This is a genomic window from Streptomyces sp. NPDC029151, assembly GCF_055564315.1.
On record NZ_JBVHWQ010000009.1, the window covers coordinates 39,799 to 54,769 of the forward strand.

General features: G+C 73.2%; 10 protein-coding genes. 2 read left to right on the forward strand and 8 right to left on the reverse strand.

Annotated features, from left to right (window positions below; translation table 11 throughout):
• Positions 1-5: 5 nt before the first annotated feature.
• Entirely contained in the window at positions 6-1,277 is a 1,272-nt protein-coding gene (locus tag ACZ4VF_RS29255; RefSeq protein WP_467929706.1) for a glycosyltransferase 87 family protein, read from the reverse strand.
• Positions 1,278-1,508: 231 nt separating this feature from the next.
• On the opposite strand from ACZ4VF_RS29255, the gene ACZ4VF_RS29260 reads away from it, so the two are divergent.
• The gene (locus ACZ4VF_RS29260) at positions 1,509-3,074 is read left to right on the forward strand and encodes a glycosyltransferase family 39 protein (RefSeq protein WP_467929707.1); all 1,566 of its coding nucleotides are present in this window, start codon (positions 1,509-1,511) and stop codon (positions 3,072-3,074) included.
• On the opposite strand, the gene ACZ4VF_RS29265 is transcribed toward ACZ4VF_RS29260, so the two are convergent.
• Entirely contained in the window at positions 3,022-3,486 is a 465-nt protein-coding gene (locus tag ACZ4VF_RS29265; RefSeq protein ID WP_467929709.1) for a MarR family winged helix-turn-helix transcriptional regulator, read from the reverse strand. The two genes, ACZ4VF_RS29260 and ACZ4VF_RS29265, sit on opposite strands and share 53 nt — an antisense overlap.
• A gap of 102 nt (positions 3,487-3,588) precedes the next feature.
• Between ACZ4VF_RS29265 and ACZ4VF_RS29270 the strand changes: the two genes are divergently transcribed.
• Positions 3,589-4,002, forward strand: a complete 414-nt coding sequence (locus ACZ4VF_RS29270) for an organic hydroperoxide resistance protein (RefSeq protein ID WP_467929710.1) — start codon at positions 3,589-3,591, stop codon at positions 4,000-4,002.
• Positions 4,003-4,062: 60 nt separating this feature from the next.
• Here the strand turns inward: ACZ4VF_RS29270 and ACZ4VF_RS29275 are convergent, their stop codons facing one another.
• The 6 genes from ACZ4VF_RS29275 to ACZ4VF_RS29300 form a co-directional block, all read right to left on the reverse strand.
• Positions 4,063-6,264: a bifunctional glycosyltransferase/CDP-glycerol:glycerophosphate glycerophosphotransferase gene (locus ACZ4VF_RS29275; protein ID WP_467929711.1), complete on the reverse strand. Its 2,202-nt coding sequence runs from the start codon at positions 6,262-6,264 to the stop codon at positions 4,063-4,065.
• Between the two features lie 6 nt (positions 6,265-6,270).
• A complete protein-coding gene (locus ACZ4VF_RS29280; RefSeq protein ID WP_467929713.1) occupies positions 6,271-8,472 on the reverse strand; it encodes a bifunctional glycosyltransferase/CDP-glycerol:glycerophosphate glycerophosphotransferase in 2,202 nt (733 codons plus the stop codon).
• Positions 8,473-8,597: 125 nt separating this feature from the next.
• Positions 8,598-10,811, reverse strand: coding sequence for a bifunctional glycosyltransferase/CDP-glycerol:glycerophosphate glycerophosphotransferase (locus tag ACZ4VF_RS29285; protein WP_467929714.1), 2,214 nt, complete (start codon positions 10,809-10,811; stop codon positions 8,598-8,600).
• Between the two features lie 155 nt (positions 10,812-10,966).
• Positions 10,967-11,875, reverse strand: a complete 909-nt coding sequence (locus ACZ4VF_RS29290) for a carbohydrate ABC transporter permease (protein ID WP_467929715.1) — start codon at positions 11,873-11,875, stop codon at positions 10,967-10,969.
• A gap of 92 nt (positions 11,876-11,967) precedes the next feature.
• Positions 11,968-13,311, reverse strand: a complete 1,344-nt coding sequence (locus ACZ4VF_RS29295; RefSeq protein ID WP_467929716.1) for a carbohydrate ABC transporter permease — start codon at positions 13,309-13,311, stop codon at positions 11,968-11,970.
• Positions 13,312-13,318: 7 nt separating this feature from the next.
• The gene (locus tag ACZ4VF_RS29300; protein ID WP_467929718.1) at positions 13,319-14,698 is read right to left on the reverse strand and encodes an ABC transporter substrate-binding protein; all 1,380 of its coding nucleotides are present in this window, start codon (positions 14,696-14,698) and stop codon (positions 13,319-13,321) included.
• Positions 14,699-14,971 lie beyond the last annotated feature (273 nt).

Here is a 14,971-nt window from a genome sequence, read left to right on the forward strand (position 1 = left end):
CCCCGTTAGGAGAGGCTTAGTGCTCGCTCCGGAAGACGGTTGGAACCCGGCCGGGGTTGCGTCGCGAGCGCGGACTTTCCGGCCGGCGGCCGCGCGGCCCGCCACAGCCGCGTGAAGGACAGCACGGCGGCGGCCGTCAGCAGCCCGTTGCGGGCCAGCATCAACGAGACCCCGGCCCAGGTGCCGTCGATCACCTCGCGGTAGTACATCGGGTACACCACGGTGCTCAGCGCGGACGCCGCGACGACCAGCACCGCCACCGGACGCTGGCTGGTGTGCCGCGAGGTCAGGCACACGGCGGCCAGCCCGATCAGCCAGATCATGTACTGCGGGCTGATCACCCGGCTGGTGACCGTGAACAGCAGCACCGCGCTCAGCGCCGCGTCGTACGGCGTGGCCTCGGTCCAGTGCCGCGCCCGCACTCGCCACAGCACCAGCAGCCCGAAGCAGACCGCCGTCAGGACGAGGGAGGCCGTGGCGACGGTGTGCACGTGCGGGCCGGTCATCTCGATCGCGCCGTACCGGTAGCGGGCCCGGCCCGGCCAGCCGGCCCGCCGGGCCAGGTTGAGCGCCGTGCCGCCGAGCGACTCGATCTGCACACCCCGGCCGCCCTGCTCGCGCAGGAAGGACAGCGGGTTCGTGAAGCGGGCCGCGAGCAGGGCCAGGCACACGCCCCCGCTCCCCGCCGCCCACGCCCATGCCCTGCGCGTCGGCCGTCCGCGGGGCGTGCCCAGCAGCACGAGCGCCGGCCACACCTTCACCAGGGCGCCCAGCGCCCCGAACACGCCGCCCGCGCGCGGGGAGCGCGCCGACGCCAGCAGGGACAGCACGGCCAGGGCGGTGACCTGGACGTCGTACCGGGCGAGCGGCAGGTGCAGCAGCAGCGGCAGGCCGCCGGTCCACAGGGCCGCGCCGAGCAGGCTGCGCCCGGGGCGGGTGCCCGCGCGGAGCAGCGCCGCCACGGTCAGCGCGTCCATGGCCAGCGTGAGCAGCACGAACGCCTCGAAGTACGTCAGGCCCGGCAGCAGGCCCGGTGCCAGCAGCACCGCGCCGGCGCCCGGCGGGTACTGCCACAGCGTGTCGTGCACCGGGAACGAGCCGTGCGCGAGGACGCCGTACCAGTGGAAGTACAGCCGCCACACCTCCCGGTTCACCGATCCGCCGCCGAGCAGCCGTGCGCCGGCGTGCGCGAGCAGCCAGAGCATCAGGGCACGGGTGGTGAGCCAGACGGCGGTGACAGCGAGGACCGGGCCGGGGGTGACGCGCAGACGGTTCATCACATGGGAGCCTAAGTCGTGCGGATGGTGTATTCCTGCTGATACGCCGTCAACAACCGCAAATATTGGCTAATCGCAAGAGATCGGGCCATGGTGAACGTCGGGCTTCCTGCGAAACCCCAGTCGCGCCGGTCGGCTGGAGCGACCACTGGCGTACCGACCGGTGCAACGAGCCACCCCCCGCAGGGGGCACCGGCGCCCGCCGGGACGCGGCCGGCCCGGGCCGCCGTCATGGGCGTGCCCGCCCTGGTGATGCTCGCGCTCGGGCTCTGGGGGCTGGACCGGGGCGGCATGTGGCGCGACGAGGCCGTCAGCCTCCAGGTCGGGCGGCGTACCGTCCCGCAGATCTGGCACCTGCTGCACGACGTGGACGCGGTGCACGGCCTGTACTACCTCCTGCTGCACGCCGTCCTCGCCGTCCACCCCGGCGAGGTCGCGCTCCGGCTGCCGTCGGTGTGCGCGGCGGCCGGCACGGCGGCGCTGGTGGCCGCGCTCGGCACCCGGCTGGCCCGGCCGCGGGTGGGACTGTGGGCCGGACTGCTGTACGCCGTCACGCCGATGGCCGGTCACTACGCCCAGGAGGGCCGCTCCTACGCGCTGGTCGCGGCCGGGGCCACGGCGGCGACGCTGCTGTTCGTGCGGGGCGTCGGCGGCGGCTCCTGGTGGCCCTACGGCCTCGTGCTCGGACTCACCTGCTGGCTCCACGAGTTCGCGGTGCTGCTGCTCCTCGCCCACGCGGGGTCGCTCGCGCTGGCGCGTGCGGGACGGCGGGTGTGGCGGGGGTGGGGGTGTGCGGCGGGGGCGGTCGTCCTCGCCCTGGTGCCGATGGTGGTGGTGTCGCGGGGGCAGGCGGCGCAGGTGGCGTGGCTGCGGACGCCTACGGCGGAGACGGCGGAAAGGTTGCTGCGGGGGTTTCTCGGGCCGACGGACGAGGTGTTCTGGGTGTGCCTCGGGCTCGCTGTGCTGGGACTCGCGGGGCTGGTGGGGCCGCGGGGGGAGGTCACGTGCGCGGGGGTGGGGGTGCCGCTGATGGTGGTGCCGCCGGTGGTGCTGATGCTGGCGTCCCAGGTGTCGCCGCTGTACGTGGACCGCTATGTGCTGTACGCCCTTTCGGGGGCGCCGCTGGTGGTGGCGGTCGGGGCGGAGCGGCTGGCGGGGGTGGTGGGACGGCTGCGGCCCGGTGGGCGCCGCGTGCCCGGACCCGTCACCGCGCGGAGCGGCCGCCCGCGGGCCGGCGCTCGGCCGGGAAGATCCCCCCTGGTGCGGCCGGCCTGTCTCACCCTCACCGGTGTCGTCGCCCTCGCCCTCTCCCTCCTCCACCAGGCCCCCCTCCTCCTAAGGGACCGGGATCCCGGGCGGAGGCCCGACGACCTCGCCGCCGTGTCCCGTGTCGCCGCGCGCAGGCTGGGCCCCGGCGACCCCGTGCTGTACCTGCCGGTGCAGATGCGGAACGTGGCGCTCACGTATCCGGGGGCGTTCGGCGGGACGCGGGACGTGGCGTTGGCGGCGGGGGCCGGCGCGTCGGGGACGCTGTACGGGCGGGAGGCCGGGGCGGCCGAGGTGCGGCGCCGGCTGGCGGGGGTGGCCCGGGTGTGGGTCGTCGCGGACCGCAGGGTGCTCGCCGGGCACTGGGCACCGCGCGACCCCGTGGAGCGGGCGAAGGCGGCCGTGCTCCGGGAAGAGTTCGTGGTCCGGAGCGAAGAGGTGCGGGGCGGGGCGGCCGTACGGCTCTACGTCCGCCCGGTCAGCGCGCCGCCCGTGCCTCCGCCTCCGCCGCCGCGTCCAGAGCGGTGGTGAGCTGGTCCAGCCGGGCGCGCAGGTCGACGATCTCGGCCAGGTCGAAACCGGTCGCCGACATGATCCGGCGGGGCACCTCCCGTGCCCGTTCGCGCAGCGCCGCGCCGTCCCCGGTGAGCCGGACCAGGACCGAGCGCTCGTCCTCGGCGCTGCGCTCGCGCCGGACGAGACCCGCCCCCTCCAGCCGCTTGACCAGCGGGGACAGCGTGCCGGAGTCGAGCCGCAGCTGCTCGCCGAGCTTCTTGACCGGCAGGTCGCCCTCTTCCCACAGCACGAGCATCACCAGGTACTGGGGGTAGGTGAGCCCGAGGTCCTTGAGGATGACGCGGTAGACGCCGTTGAAGGCGCGGGACGCCGCGTGCAGCGAGAAGCAGATCTGGCGGTCCAGGCGCAGCCACTCCGTGTCGTTCATGGCTCCAGGGTAGCTCTCGCGGGCTATTTAGTTGTGCACAATTTAATTGTGTGCTCTACTTGTGGGCACAGCGAACCCCACAACCCCCAAGGGATGGTCTCCATGGACGCGCTCTACACCGCCGTCGCCACCGCCACCCACGGCCGCGAGGGCCGTGCCGTCTCCTCCGACGGCACGATCGACCTCGCCCTGGCCATGCCGGTGGAGCTGGGCGGCAACGGTCAGGGCACCAACCCCGAGCAGCTCTTCGCCGCCGGGTACGCCGCCTGCTTCGGCAGCGCCCTCGGTCTCGTCGGCCGCCAGGCCAAGGTCGACGTCAGCGACGCGGCCGTGACCGCCGAGGTCGGCATAGGCAAGCAGGGCGAGGGCTTCGGGCTGAAGGTCACCCTCCGCGTCGAGCTGCCCGAGACCCTGGACCAGGAGACCGGGCGCAAGCTGGTCGAGACCGCCCACCAGGTCTGCCCGTACTCCAACGCCACCCGCGGCAACATCGACGTCGACCTGGTCATCGAGTAGTCACCGGGTACGTCGTGAGGGGGCCGGTCCCGGCGGGGCCGGCCCCCTCCGCGTCCCGCCCTACGCCGACGTCAGCGCGTCCGGTGCCGACGCCTGTCCCGGGATCCGCGCCGGCTCCGGGCCGGGCAGCGGCTCGCCCAGCAGCAGCGTCCGTACCACCCGTTCGGCGGCCCGCCCGTCCTCGTACGCGCAGAACCGGGCCCGGAAGTCCGCGCGCAGCCGCGCCGACTCCTCGTCCCGCCACGCCCCCGAGGTGAACAGCCAGGCCAGCTCCCGGTACGAGGTCGAGACATGACCGGGCGGCTCGGCCGTGATGTCGAGATAGGCGCCCCGGCTCGCCGTGAACGCGGGCCAGTCGTCGGCGTGCACTACGATCGGCCGGTCCAGGACGGCGTAGTCGAACACCACCGACGAGTAGTCGGTGACCAGCGCGTCCGCCGCGAGCAGCACCTCGGCGAGATCGGGCTCGTCGGTCGCGTCGACCACGGTCCCGCGCCGGGCCAGCTCCGCCAGACCCATGCCCCGCGCGGGACCGCTCGCCAGCGACGGGTGCAGCCGGACCACGAGCGTGTGTCCCTCGCCGAGGTCGGCCGCGAACCGGGCCGGGTCGAACCGCTCCACGTGCCCGCCCCGGCGGTAGTCCCGGCGGGTCGGCGCGTACAGCACCACCGTGTGGTCCGCCGGGATGCCGTGCCGTTCCCGGAACGCGCCGGCACCGCCCTCCACCAGCACGTCGTTGCGCGGGCTGCCGGTGCGCACCGAGGTGAAGTGACACGGGTAGGCCCGCTCCCAGACCAGCTCGGAGTGGGGGTTGGCGACCAGGCTGTAGTCCCAGCGGTCGGCGCGGCGCAGCATCTGCGGCACGTCGAAGCCGAGCCGGGCACCCGGCTTGTCGAGCAGGTCGGCGCCCACGTACTTCAGCGGGGTGCCCTGGTGGGTGTGGATGTGGACACTGCCGGGGCGCTTGACCAGCGCGCCGGGCCAGTTGACGTCGTTCACGAAGAACTTCGCGCGCGCGGTGACCTCCAGGTAGCGCCGCGAGCCGACGATCACGTGCTCCACACCGGGCGGCAGCTGCGCGGCCGTCTCCGCGTCCCGCACCACCCACACCCCGCGCAGCTGCGGGGCGATCTCACGGGCCTTCCGGTAGATCGCCGCCGGGTCGCCGAGCAGGCCCCGGTGCGAGGACGCCGAGTAGACCACGAGCCGCGGGTCGAGCGGCCGGTGCGCGTGCAGGGCCGTCCAGCCCGAGCGGGCCCGCCGGGCGGCGGCCGCGCGGGCCCGCTCCGCCCGCCGGGCCGCCTCCCGCCCGGCCCGCGCCGCCTGCCGCTTCACCCGGTACGCGGTCCAGGAGCCGGTCAGCACGGCGAGCTCCCCGTCCACCCGGGCGCCCTCGGGCCGGTGCCTGCGGAACATCTCCGCCGTACGCCGGAAGAACTCGGCCTTGTCGGCGGGCGGCAGCCGGTCCGGCTTGGCCAGGATGTCCAGACAGTGCTCGCCCATCTTGCGGTGCAGGTACGGCCGCCAGTCCGCCAGCTCCGGCCGCCCGGCCACGAACGCGAAGACCCGCTCGTACTGGTCGTGGACGTCGAAGTGCTTGCGGCTGGTGGTGGACAGGATGTTGCCCTGCCGGCGCTGCCGGTAGTTCAGGCAGATCCGGTCCAGGGCGGCGATCCGGCGGGCGCTGAGCATGACCGGGAAGGTCCAGGGGGTGTCCTCGTAGTAGCCGGGCGGGAACGCGAAGCCGCCCGCCGTGACGAAGTCCCGCCGGTAGACCTTGTTCCAGACCACCATCAGCAGGTCGAGGATCTCCGGGTACTCCGAGGCGCTGAACGTGCCCTCGCGCGTGAGGAGGTGCGCGAGGACGTTGCGGCGGGTGCCGCCCCACCAGTAGGTGCGCGCGTAGTCGAAGACCAGCACGTCCGGGTCCTCGGCCTCGGCGAGCCGGTCGGCGACGGCCCGCAGCGCCCCCGGGGTGAGGGTGTCGTCGCTGTCCAGGAAGAACAGGTAGTCGCCGGTGGCGTGCGGCATCCCCGCGTTGCGGGCCCGGCCCAGGCCCACGTTCTCCGGCAGGTGCAGCACCTTCACGCGCGGGTCGCGCTCGGCGTACTCGTCGAGGATCGCGCCGGAGCCGTCCGGGGAGCAGTCGTCCACGGCGATCAGCTCGAAGTCGCCGAAGGACTGGCCGAGCACCGAGTCCAGGCACTCGCGCAGGAAGCCCTGCACCTTGAAACAGGGCACGATCACACTGAAGCGGGGCACGGCGGGTCAGCTCCTCACGAGGGTCGCGGCGGCGGGGGCGGGGATGCGTTCCGCGAGCGGGATCACCGGCGGCACCGCCTCCGGCGGCTCCCCGAGCAGCACCCTGCGCACCACCCGCTCGGCGGCCCGCCCGTCGTCGAACTGGCAGAACCGCTCCCGGAACGCGGCCCTGAGCGCCCGCGACTCCGGACCCGCGTACGAGCCGTCGCGGAAGACGGCGGCCAGCTCGCGAGGGGTCCGGGCGACCGGCCCGGGCGGCTCGGCCATCAGGTCGAAGTACACGCCCCGGGTCTCCCGGTAGACGTCCCAGTCGTCGGCGTACACGACGATCGGCCGGTCCAGGTTGGCGTAGTCGAACATGATGGAGGAGTAGTCGGTGACCAGCGCGTCCGCGGCCAGGCAGACGTCCTCCGTGGAGCGGTGCGCGGTGACGTCGATGATGCGGTCCGAGCCCCGGGAGCCGCCCCGGTCGTAGAAGTAGTGGGCGCGCAGCAGGACCACGACGTCCTCGCCGGCCGCCGCGCAGAACGCCTCCAGGTTCAGGCCGGGCTCGAAACCGGTGTGGTGGTCGCGGTGGGTCGGCGCGTACAGCACGGCCGTCGCGCCCTCCGGGACGCCCAGCTCCCGCCGGATCCGGGCGACGTCGGCAGCGGTCGCCGTGTAGTAGACGTCGTTGCGCGGATAGCCGTACTCCAGGTGCTCGTAGGAGCCGGGGAAGGCGCGCTCCCACATCTGGGTGGAGTGGCGGTTGGACGACAGGTTGAAGTCCCAGCGGTCGACCCGGCCGAGCAGCCTGGTGAAGCTGCCGGACTGGGCGGCGACCACCGGGTACGTCGACTGGTCCACGCCCATCGTCTTCAGCGGGGTGCCGTGCTGGGTCTGCAGGTGCACACTGCCCGGCCGCTTGACGACGCCCTCGGCGAAGTTCGCGTTGTTGACCAGGTACGTGGCGCGGGCCAGCAGCTCCCAGGAGCGCCGGGAGCCGATCACCGCGTACTCGACGCCCTCCGGTACGGCGTGTTCCTGGCCGGCCTCGACCAGGAACACGGAGCGCAGCCGCGGGGCGAGTTCGCGGGCCTTGGCGTGGATCGCCGCCGGGTTGCAGGCGTAGCCGCGGCCCCAGTAGGCGCAGAACACGGCGAGGTCGGGATCGAGCGGGCGGCGCAGGTCGCGGGCGTAGCGCAGCCGGGTGCGCAGCATCCGCGGGCGCGGCAGCCGTTCGACGGCGCCGCCGGCCGCCCGGTTGGCGCCGCGCAGCGCACGGAACGCGGTGTAGGCGCCGGCCGCCAGCAGGCGGTGCTGCACCCCGAGGCTGCCGCCCGGCACCCGGTGGCCGGCCGGCCGGTGCGCCCGGTACAGGCGGGCCGCGCGGCGGAAGAACGCCCGGCGCCCGCGAGACAGCCGCTCCGGCCGGGACGCCGTCCTCAGCACCACGGCGAACAGCTGGTCGAACAGGGGTCCGGTGCGCTCGGCGGGCAGGGACCGCTCGGCCGCCCGTGTCAGCACCCGCTCCACCTGGTCCAGCAGGGTGTGCTGGTGCGGGCCCGGCGCATTGAGCCGGCTGCCCTGGCGGCGCAGCCGGTGCCGTACGACGGTCCGGCGCAGCACCGCGATCCGCTCGGCGGCGACGGACACCAGCCCGCCCCAGCCCAGGTCCGTGAAGTGGGCTTCGGGAAAGGCGAGGTCGTGCTCGGCGAGGAAGGCGCGGCGGTGGACGGCGCTCCACGCCGGCAGGGGTACGCCGGTCAGCGCGGGCCGGTCGGCGGGGGCGAAGGCGCCCTTCGGGGCCCCCGCGAGCAGGGGCGCGGCCGGGTTCGCCGGCTCGCCCTCCCACCAGGGGACGCGCTCGTGCTCGAAGTACAGCACGTCCACACCGCCGGTCTCGGACAACCGGGCGTCCAGCGCCGCGAGCGCGCCCGGCAACAGCAGGTCGTCGCCGTCCAGGAACAGCAGGTACGTGCCGGTCGCCGCCCGGATCCCGGCGTTGCGCGCCCCGCTGAGCCCGGCGGACGGCGGCGAGTGGACGGGGGTCACCCGGGAGTCCCGCCCGGCGTACCCGGCCGCCACCTCGGCGGCCGGGGCGTCGGGGGCGTCGCAGACCGGGATCAGCTGGAGGTCGCCGAAGGACTGGCCGAGGACCGAGTCCAGCGCCTGGGACAACCGGCCGGCGACCCCGTGGGACGGAACGATGATGCTGAAGCGGGGCATTCTGTTCTTTCTGTCGTCTTGCGGACGCGGCCGGGCCGTCCCGCCGGACGCCAGGTGGACGGCCGGCTCGGAGTGGGCCGCGTCGAGCCGTGGGGCATGGGAACTCCCGGAAGGACCAACGGTGTTCAGCGGCCCTCGGTGACGGGGAGGGGACCGGAAGGTTGCGGCACGGTGGCCAGCGGGGGCCGCACACAGGCCGCCGGGGCCGGGGAGCGGTCCGCGAGCGGTACCACCGGGCCCGGCGCGGTCTCGCCCAGCACCACCCGCCGTACGACCCGTTCCGCGGCCCGCCCGTCGTCCCACGGGCAGAACCGCTCCCGGAACGCCGCCCGCAGCTGCTCCGAGCGCGAACCGCACCAGTGACCGGTGGCGAAGATGTCGATCAGCTCGTCCTCGCTGCGCGCCACCGCGCCCGGCGGGAACTCCCGCAGGTCGACGTAGGCGCCGTGGACCGCCTCGTACGCCGCCCAGTCCTCGGTGTGCACCACGATCGGCCGGTCGAGGCCCGCGTAGTCGAACACGACCGGCGCGTGGTCGGTGAGCAGCACGTCCGAGGCGAGGCACAGCGCGGCCGTGTCCGGGTGCCCGGAGACGTCGATGATCCGGGTGCCCCGGACGGGGACGGGGGTGCGGGCCAGGACCACGAAGCGCGGGCCGAGGCGGCGCAGGACCCGCTCCAGGTCGAGCAACGGGTGCTGGGTGCGCCGGTGGTCGCGTCGGGCGGGCGCGTACAGGATCGCGACCGCCCCCTCCGGGACGCCCAGCGACGAGCGCACCCGGGCCACGTCCGCCGCGGTCGCCCGCTGGAGGGCGTCGTTGCGGGGCAGCCCGTACTCCAGCGTGGTGTAGCCGCCCGGGTGGACCCGCTCCCAGGTCAGGGTGGCGTGCCGGTTCCCGGACAGCACGTAGTCCCACTGGTCGACGCCGCGCAGCAGCTCCGCGAAGTCCAGGCCGCGGGCCGCCGCCGGGCGCTCCAGCAGGTCGAGGCCCGCGTACCCGAGCGGGGTGCCCTGCTGCGTCTGGACGAAGACCTGCCCGGGCCGCTTGCGCAGCCGCCGCTCGAAGGCCGTGTCGGCGACCAGGTAGCGGGAGCGGGCCAGCGCCGACCAGTAACCGGCCGTGCCGGGCCGCAGCCGGCGCGGGCCCGGAGGCACCGCCCGCTCCTGGCCGGGCCGGGCGATCCACGCCGTGCCCACCCGCGGCACGAGCGCCCGGAACGCCTCCTCCAGCGCGGCCGGATCGCCGTACCCCTCCTCGGCGGTGAACACCGCCCGGTCCGGGCGCAGCGGCAGCCGCAGCTGGATGCCGTAGTGCAGCCGGAGCACGCCGGCGCGCAGGGCGCGGACCAGCCGCACCCCGGCCTTCGCCGTCCGCCGGCGGACGGCCGCGGCCAGCCGGAGCGCCCGGAAGGTCCGGTGCAGCCCGAAGCGGACCAGCGCGTGCCGCGGCCGCAGGCGCACCCCCGGCACCCGGTAGCGGCGGTAGTGGGCGCGGGCCCGGCGCAGGAACTCGCCGTGGCTGCCGCGCGGCAGCCGGCCGCGCCTGGTGAACACCGTCACGTAGTGGTCGACCATGCGGCGGAACAACTCCGGACGCCACCGGGCCAGTTCCGGCCGCTCCTCGACGTACGCGAACACCCGGTCGTACTGCTCGAACAGGTCGAAGTGCCTGCGGCTGGTGGTGCCGAGGATGCTGCCCTGCCGGCGCTGCCGGTAGTGCACGCACACCCGGTCCAGGGTGGCCAGCGAACCGGCGGTCAGCAGCACCGGGAAGGTCCAGGGGGTGTCCTCGTAGTAGCCCGGCGGGAACCGGAAGCCGTGCTCTGCGACGAACTCCCGCCGGTACGCTTTGTTCCAGGCCACCATCAGCACCCGCAGCAGCCCCGGCCGGTCCTCCAGCCGGAACGGCGCCGGGCCCTGCTCGGTGAGCTGGGCGGCGAGCTGGTTGCGCACCTCGCGGCCGTCCCAGTAGGTGCGCGCGTAGTCGAAGACCAGCACGTCCGGGTCGCCGGTCTCCTTGAGCCGGTCGGCGACGGCCCGCAGCGCGTCCGGGGTGAGCGTGTCGTCGCTGTCGAGGAAGACCAGGTAGTCGCCGCTCGCCTCGGCGATCCCCGCGTTCCGGGCACGGCCGAGCCCCTGGTTCTCGGCCAGGTGCACGGGCTTCACCCGGGCGTCCCGGGCCGCGTACTCGTCGATGACGGCACCGCAGGCGTCGGGGGAGCAGTCGTCCACGGCGATCAGTTCCAGATCGGGGTAGGACTGCGAGAGCACCGAGTCCAGGCACTCGGGGAGATACGCCTGGACCTTGTACGCGGGGACAATGACACTGAACCTGGGCAAGGGACATCCATGGGTCGGTCGGCGCGGGCGTTCTGCCCGGCAACGGCCGGTGGAGTGAATTGGTTACGGCCCGTACGGCATTCGGGGGACACCCAGTGAACGACGAGGGGCGGGCCGCCGCGGGCCCGCCCCTCGGAAAACGCTCTTGCCGACGGCTACTTGACCGCGCCCGCCATCACCCCGGACACGAACTGCCGCTGGAAGGCGAAGAACACGGCCAGCGGGATCACCATGGAGATGAACGCGCCGGGCGCCAGGACGTCGATGTTGTTGCCGAACTGCCGTACCTGCGTCTGCAGCGCGACCGTGATCGGCTGCGTGCCCGACTTGGTGAACACCAGCGCCACCAGCATGTCGTTCCACACCCACAGGAACTGGAAGATGCCGAGGCTCGCGATCGCCGGGCCGCCGAGCGGCATCACCACCCGTGCGAACAGCCGGAGTTCGCCGGCGCCGTCGAGCCGGGCCGCCTCCAGCAGCTCGCGCGGGATCTCCGCGAAGAAGTTCCGCAGCAGGAACACCGCGAACGGCAGACCGAACCCGGTGTGGAACAGGATCACACCGAAGATCGTCCCGAACAGGCCGAGCCTGCCGAACAGTTCGGCGATCGGGATCAGTGCCACCTGCACGGGTACCACCAGCAGGCTCACCACGCCCAGGAACCACCAGTCCCGGCCGGGGAACTCCATCCACGCGAACGCGTACCCGGCGAGCGCCCCGATCACCACGACGAGAAGCGTCGCCGGGACCGTGATCAGCACCGTGTTCACCAGGGAGTTGGTGATGTCGGAGTTCTCCAGCAGCTTCTGGTAGCTGTCCACGGTGAGCTGGGACGGCTCGGTGAACACCGTCCACCAGCCGCTGCCGCTCATGTTCTGCGGGGTGCGCAGCGAGGAGACGAGCAGCCCGATGGTCGGCACCAGCCAGAACAGGCCCACGACGATCAGGACCACCCGGACCAGCCCGCCGCCCAGCTTCTCCACGATCCGCGAGCCGACCGACCGCCTGGCCTTCACGGCCTCGACCGGGCCGGTCTTCCCGATGCTTCCGGCGGTAGCCGTCATCGCCGCACCTCCCGCCGCAGCCTGCGGATGTTGCCGTGCCGTCCCGGGGGGGCGACCCCCGGACCCCCGGCCGATCCGACGCGCGCTCGGTGTCATCGCCGCACCTCCCGCCGCAGCCTGCGGATGTTGAACAGCATCACCGGGATCACCAGCAGCAGCAGGAACACCGAGATCGCGCTCGCGATGCCCGGCTGGCCCTCCGCGAAGCCCTTGCGGTACAGCTCCAGTGCCAGCACGTTCGCGTCGTCCTGGGAGGAGCCCGGCGCGATGACGAACACCAGGTCGAACACCTTCAGCACGTTGATCATCAAGGTGACGACGACGACCGCCAGCACCGGCGCCAGCAGCGGCACCGTGACCTTGCGGAACACCTGCCACTCGGAGGCGCCGTCCACCCGGGCCGCCTCCAGCAGCTCCCGGGGCACGCCCGCGAGCCCGGCCGCGATCAGGACCATCGCGAAGCCCGCCCACATCCACACGTACGCCCCGATGATCGACGGCGTCACGAGCGCCGGGCCGAGCCAGTCGACCCCGTTGTACGGCTCCCTGAAGTTGTCCGCGGGCAGCCGGAGCCGGGCCCCGTCGGCCGCCGCGGGCAGCGTGAAGGTGCCGTCGGCGGAGGCCTCGGCGGAGGCGACCACCCTGCCGTCCTTCACCGCCTCGATCCGCATCCCCGCGTAGCCCACCTCGGACGGGTCCGGCGCGCCGAGCCTGCCGACGCCCTTGCCGCGGGTGAAGTCCTGCCAGGTGGTGCCGGTGACCTTCCCCGGCTCCGGCTTCGCGGCGACGGCCTTCTTCGCGCCGTCCGGCAGCTGGTCCGGGGCGACGCCGACGAGGGGCAGGAGGACGGGCTGCCCGGCGTGCACGGCCGCCTCGGTGACGAACCCTCCCCGGTCCGGCCGCAGGGGCGAGTCGCGGCCCGGGTGCGCCTTGGGGAACGCCGACGACTGAGCGAACGTGTCGTGCACGCCTACCCACACGGCGTTCGCGACCCCCTTGTCCGGGTCCTGGTCGTACACCAGCCGGAAGATGATCCCGGCGGCCAGCATCGAGATCGCCATCGGCATGAAGACGACCAGCTTGAACGCCGTTCCCCAGCGCACCCGTTCGGTCAGCACCGCGAAGACCAGGCCGAGCGCGGTGGAGACGGTCGGCGCGAACACCACCCACAGGACGTTGTTCTTCAGCGCCGTGCGGATGCCGTCGTCCGTGAAGAGTCTCTTGTAGTTGTCGATCCCGGCGAAACCGTCGCCGGAGGCGTTGTAGAAGCTGCGGACCAGCGAGTACCCGATCGGGTAGACCACGAGCGCACCGAGCAGCACCAGCGCGGGCAGCAGGAACAGCGCTGCCACCGTCCTGCGGGTACCGGTCACGCTCTTGCGACTGCGGGGTGCGGCGGGGCCCGGTGGGGCCCCGGCCGCCGCTGCCGACGCCATGGCCGGATCAGCTCCCGTTCCCGTACGCCGCCGCCGCGTCCTTCTCCAGCCTCGCCTGCGCACCCGCCACGTCACCCGGGTTCTTCAGGAAGTCCTGGAGGTCCTTCCACTCGCCCTTGCCGGGCGTCCCTCCGAAGGCCTGCGGGGCCTGGTCCGACATGTCGAAGCGGAAGTCGTCGCCGGACGCGATCAGCGCCTTGGCGATCTTCTGCTGCACCGCGTTCGGGTACGCCGAGACCGGCACGTTCTTGTTCGGCGAGAGGTAACCGCCGAGCTTCGCCTGGATCGTGGCCGCGTCCGGGGAGGCGAGGAAGGTGGCGAGGGCCTGCGCCGCCTTGGAGTCCTTCAGGATCACCGCCGCGTCACCGCCGGAGACCACCGGCGCGCCGGAGCCGACCGCGGGGAACGGGAACACCTTCGCGTCCGTGCCCACCTTCGCCTTGGTCTCCCCGATGTTCACCTGCACGAAGTCGCCCTCGTACACCATCGCGGACTTCGGCTGGTCGCCGCCGGTGAAGGTCTGGGTGACCGACTCCGGGAACTCCGTCTGCAGTGCGCCCTTCTGACCACCGGCCACGTAGTCCTTCCTGCCCCAGATCTGGGCGAGGGTGGTCAGCGCCTGCTTCACCGAGGGGTCGGTCCACTTGATCTTGTGCTGGGCGAGCTGGTCGTACTTCTCCGGGCCCGCCTGGGACAGGTACACGTTCTCGAACCAGTCGGTCAGCGGCCAGCCGTCCGCGCCGGCCACCGAGAAGGGGGTGACACCCGAGTCGTACACCGCCCGGGCGGAGGTCAGCAGGTCCTTCCAGGTCTTCGGCTCCTTGGCGCCCGCGTTCTCGAAGACCTTGGCGTTGTACCAGATCAGCGACTTGTTGGCGGCCTTGTAGTAGACGCCGTACTGCTTGCCGCCGACCTTGCCGATGTCCTGCCAGCCCTGCGAGTAGTTCTTGGCCAGCTCGGCCTGGACGCCGGCGTCCAGGGGCTTCGCCCAGCCCTTGTCGACCGCCTGCTTGATGGCGCCGGGCTGCGGCAGCAGCGCGACGTCCGGCGGCTGACCGCCCGCGATCTTGGAACCGAGGAAGTTGATGATCGGGTCCTGCGCGGGTACGAAGGTGACCTTGGCGCCGGTCCGCCTCTCGAACTCGGCGAGGACCTTCTTGAAGTTGGCCTGCTCGGCGCCGGTCCAGACGGCGGCCACCTCCAGATGGGCGCCGTTCAGCTTCGGCAGGGTGACGGTGGAGCCGGCGGCCCCGCTGCTCTTGTCGCCGTTGTCCTTCTTGTCGTCGTCACTGCCGGAGCAGGCGGTCAGCGCGAGGGCTCCCGCGAGCAGTGCGGCGAGTGTGGTGACGCCCCTGTGGTTCCGGAACGTGCTGCTCTTGCTGCGCATCACTTCCCCGTTCGTCGTTCTCCGTTGAACGTCGTTGAACGTGCTGATGTGCTGAACGTGCTGATGTGCTGAACGTGCTGAACGTCGGAACTCTGTCCCGTGCCGTCCGGTCTACGCCGGGCCGCTCCGGGCGGGCAAGAGCGCCTGCGGTGTCCACGGGCTCATCGTGACCGGCTCGTGACCAGCTGTGTATGCGTGCCGGGGTTCCCGGCGGCGGGCGGCGCGTCCGCGTCGCCCGCGGGGCGCAGGTTCACCTGGAGGGATGACGCGCTC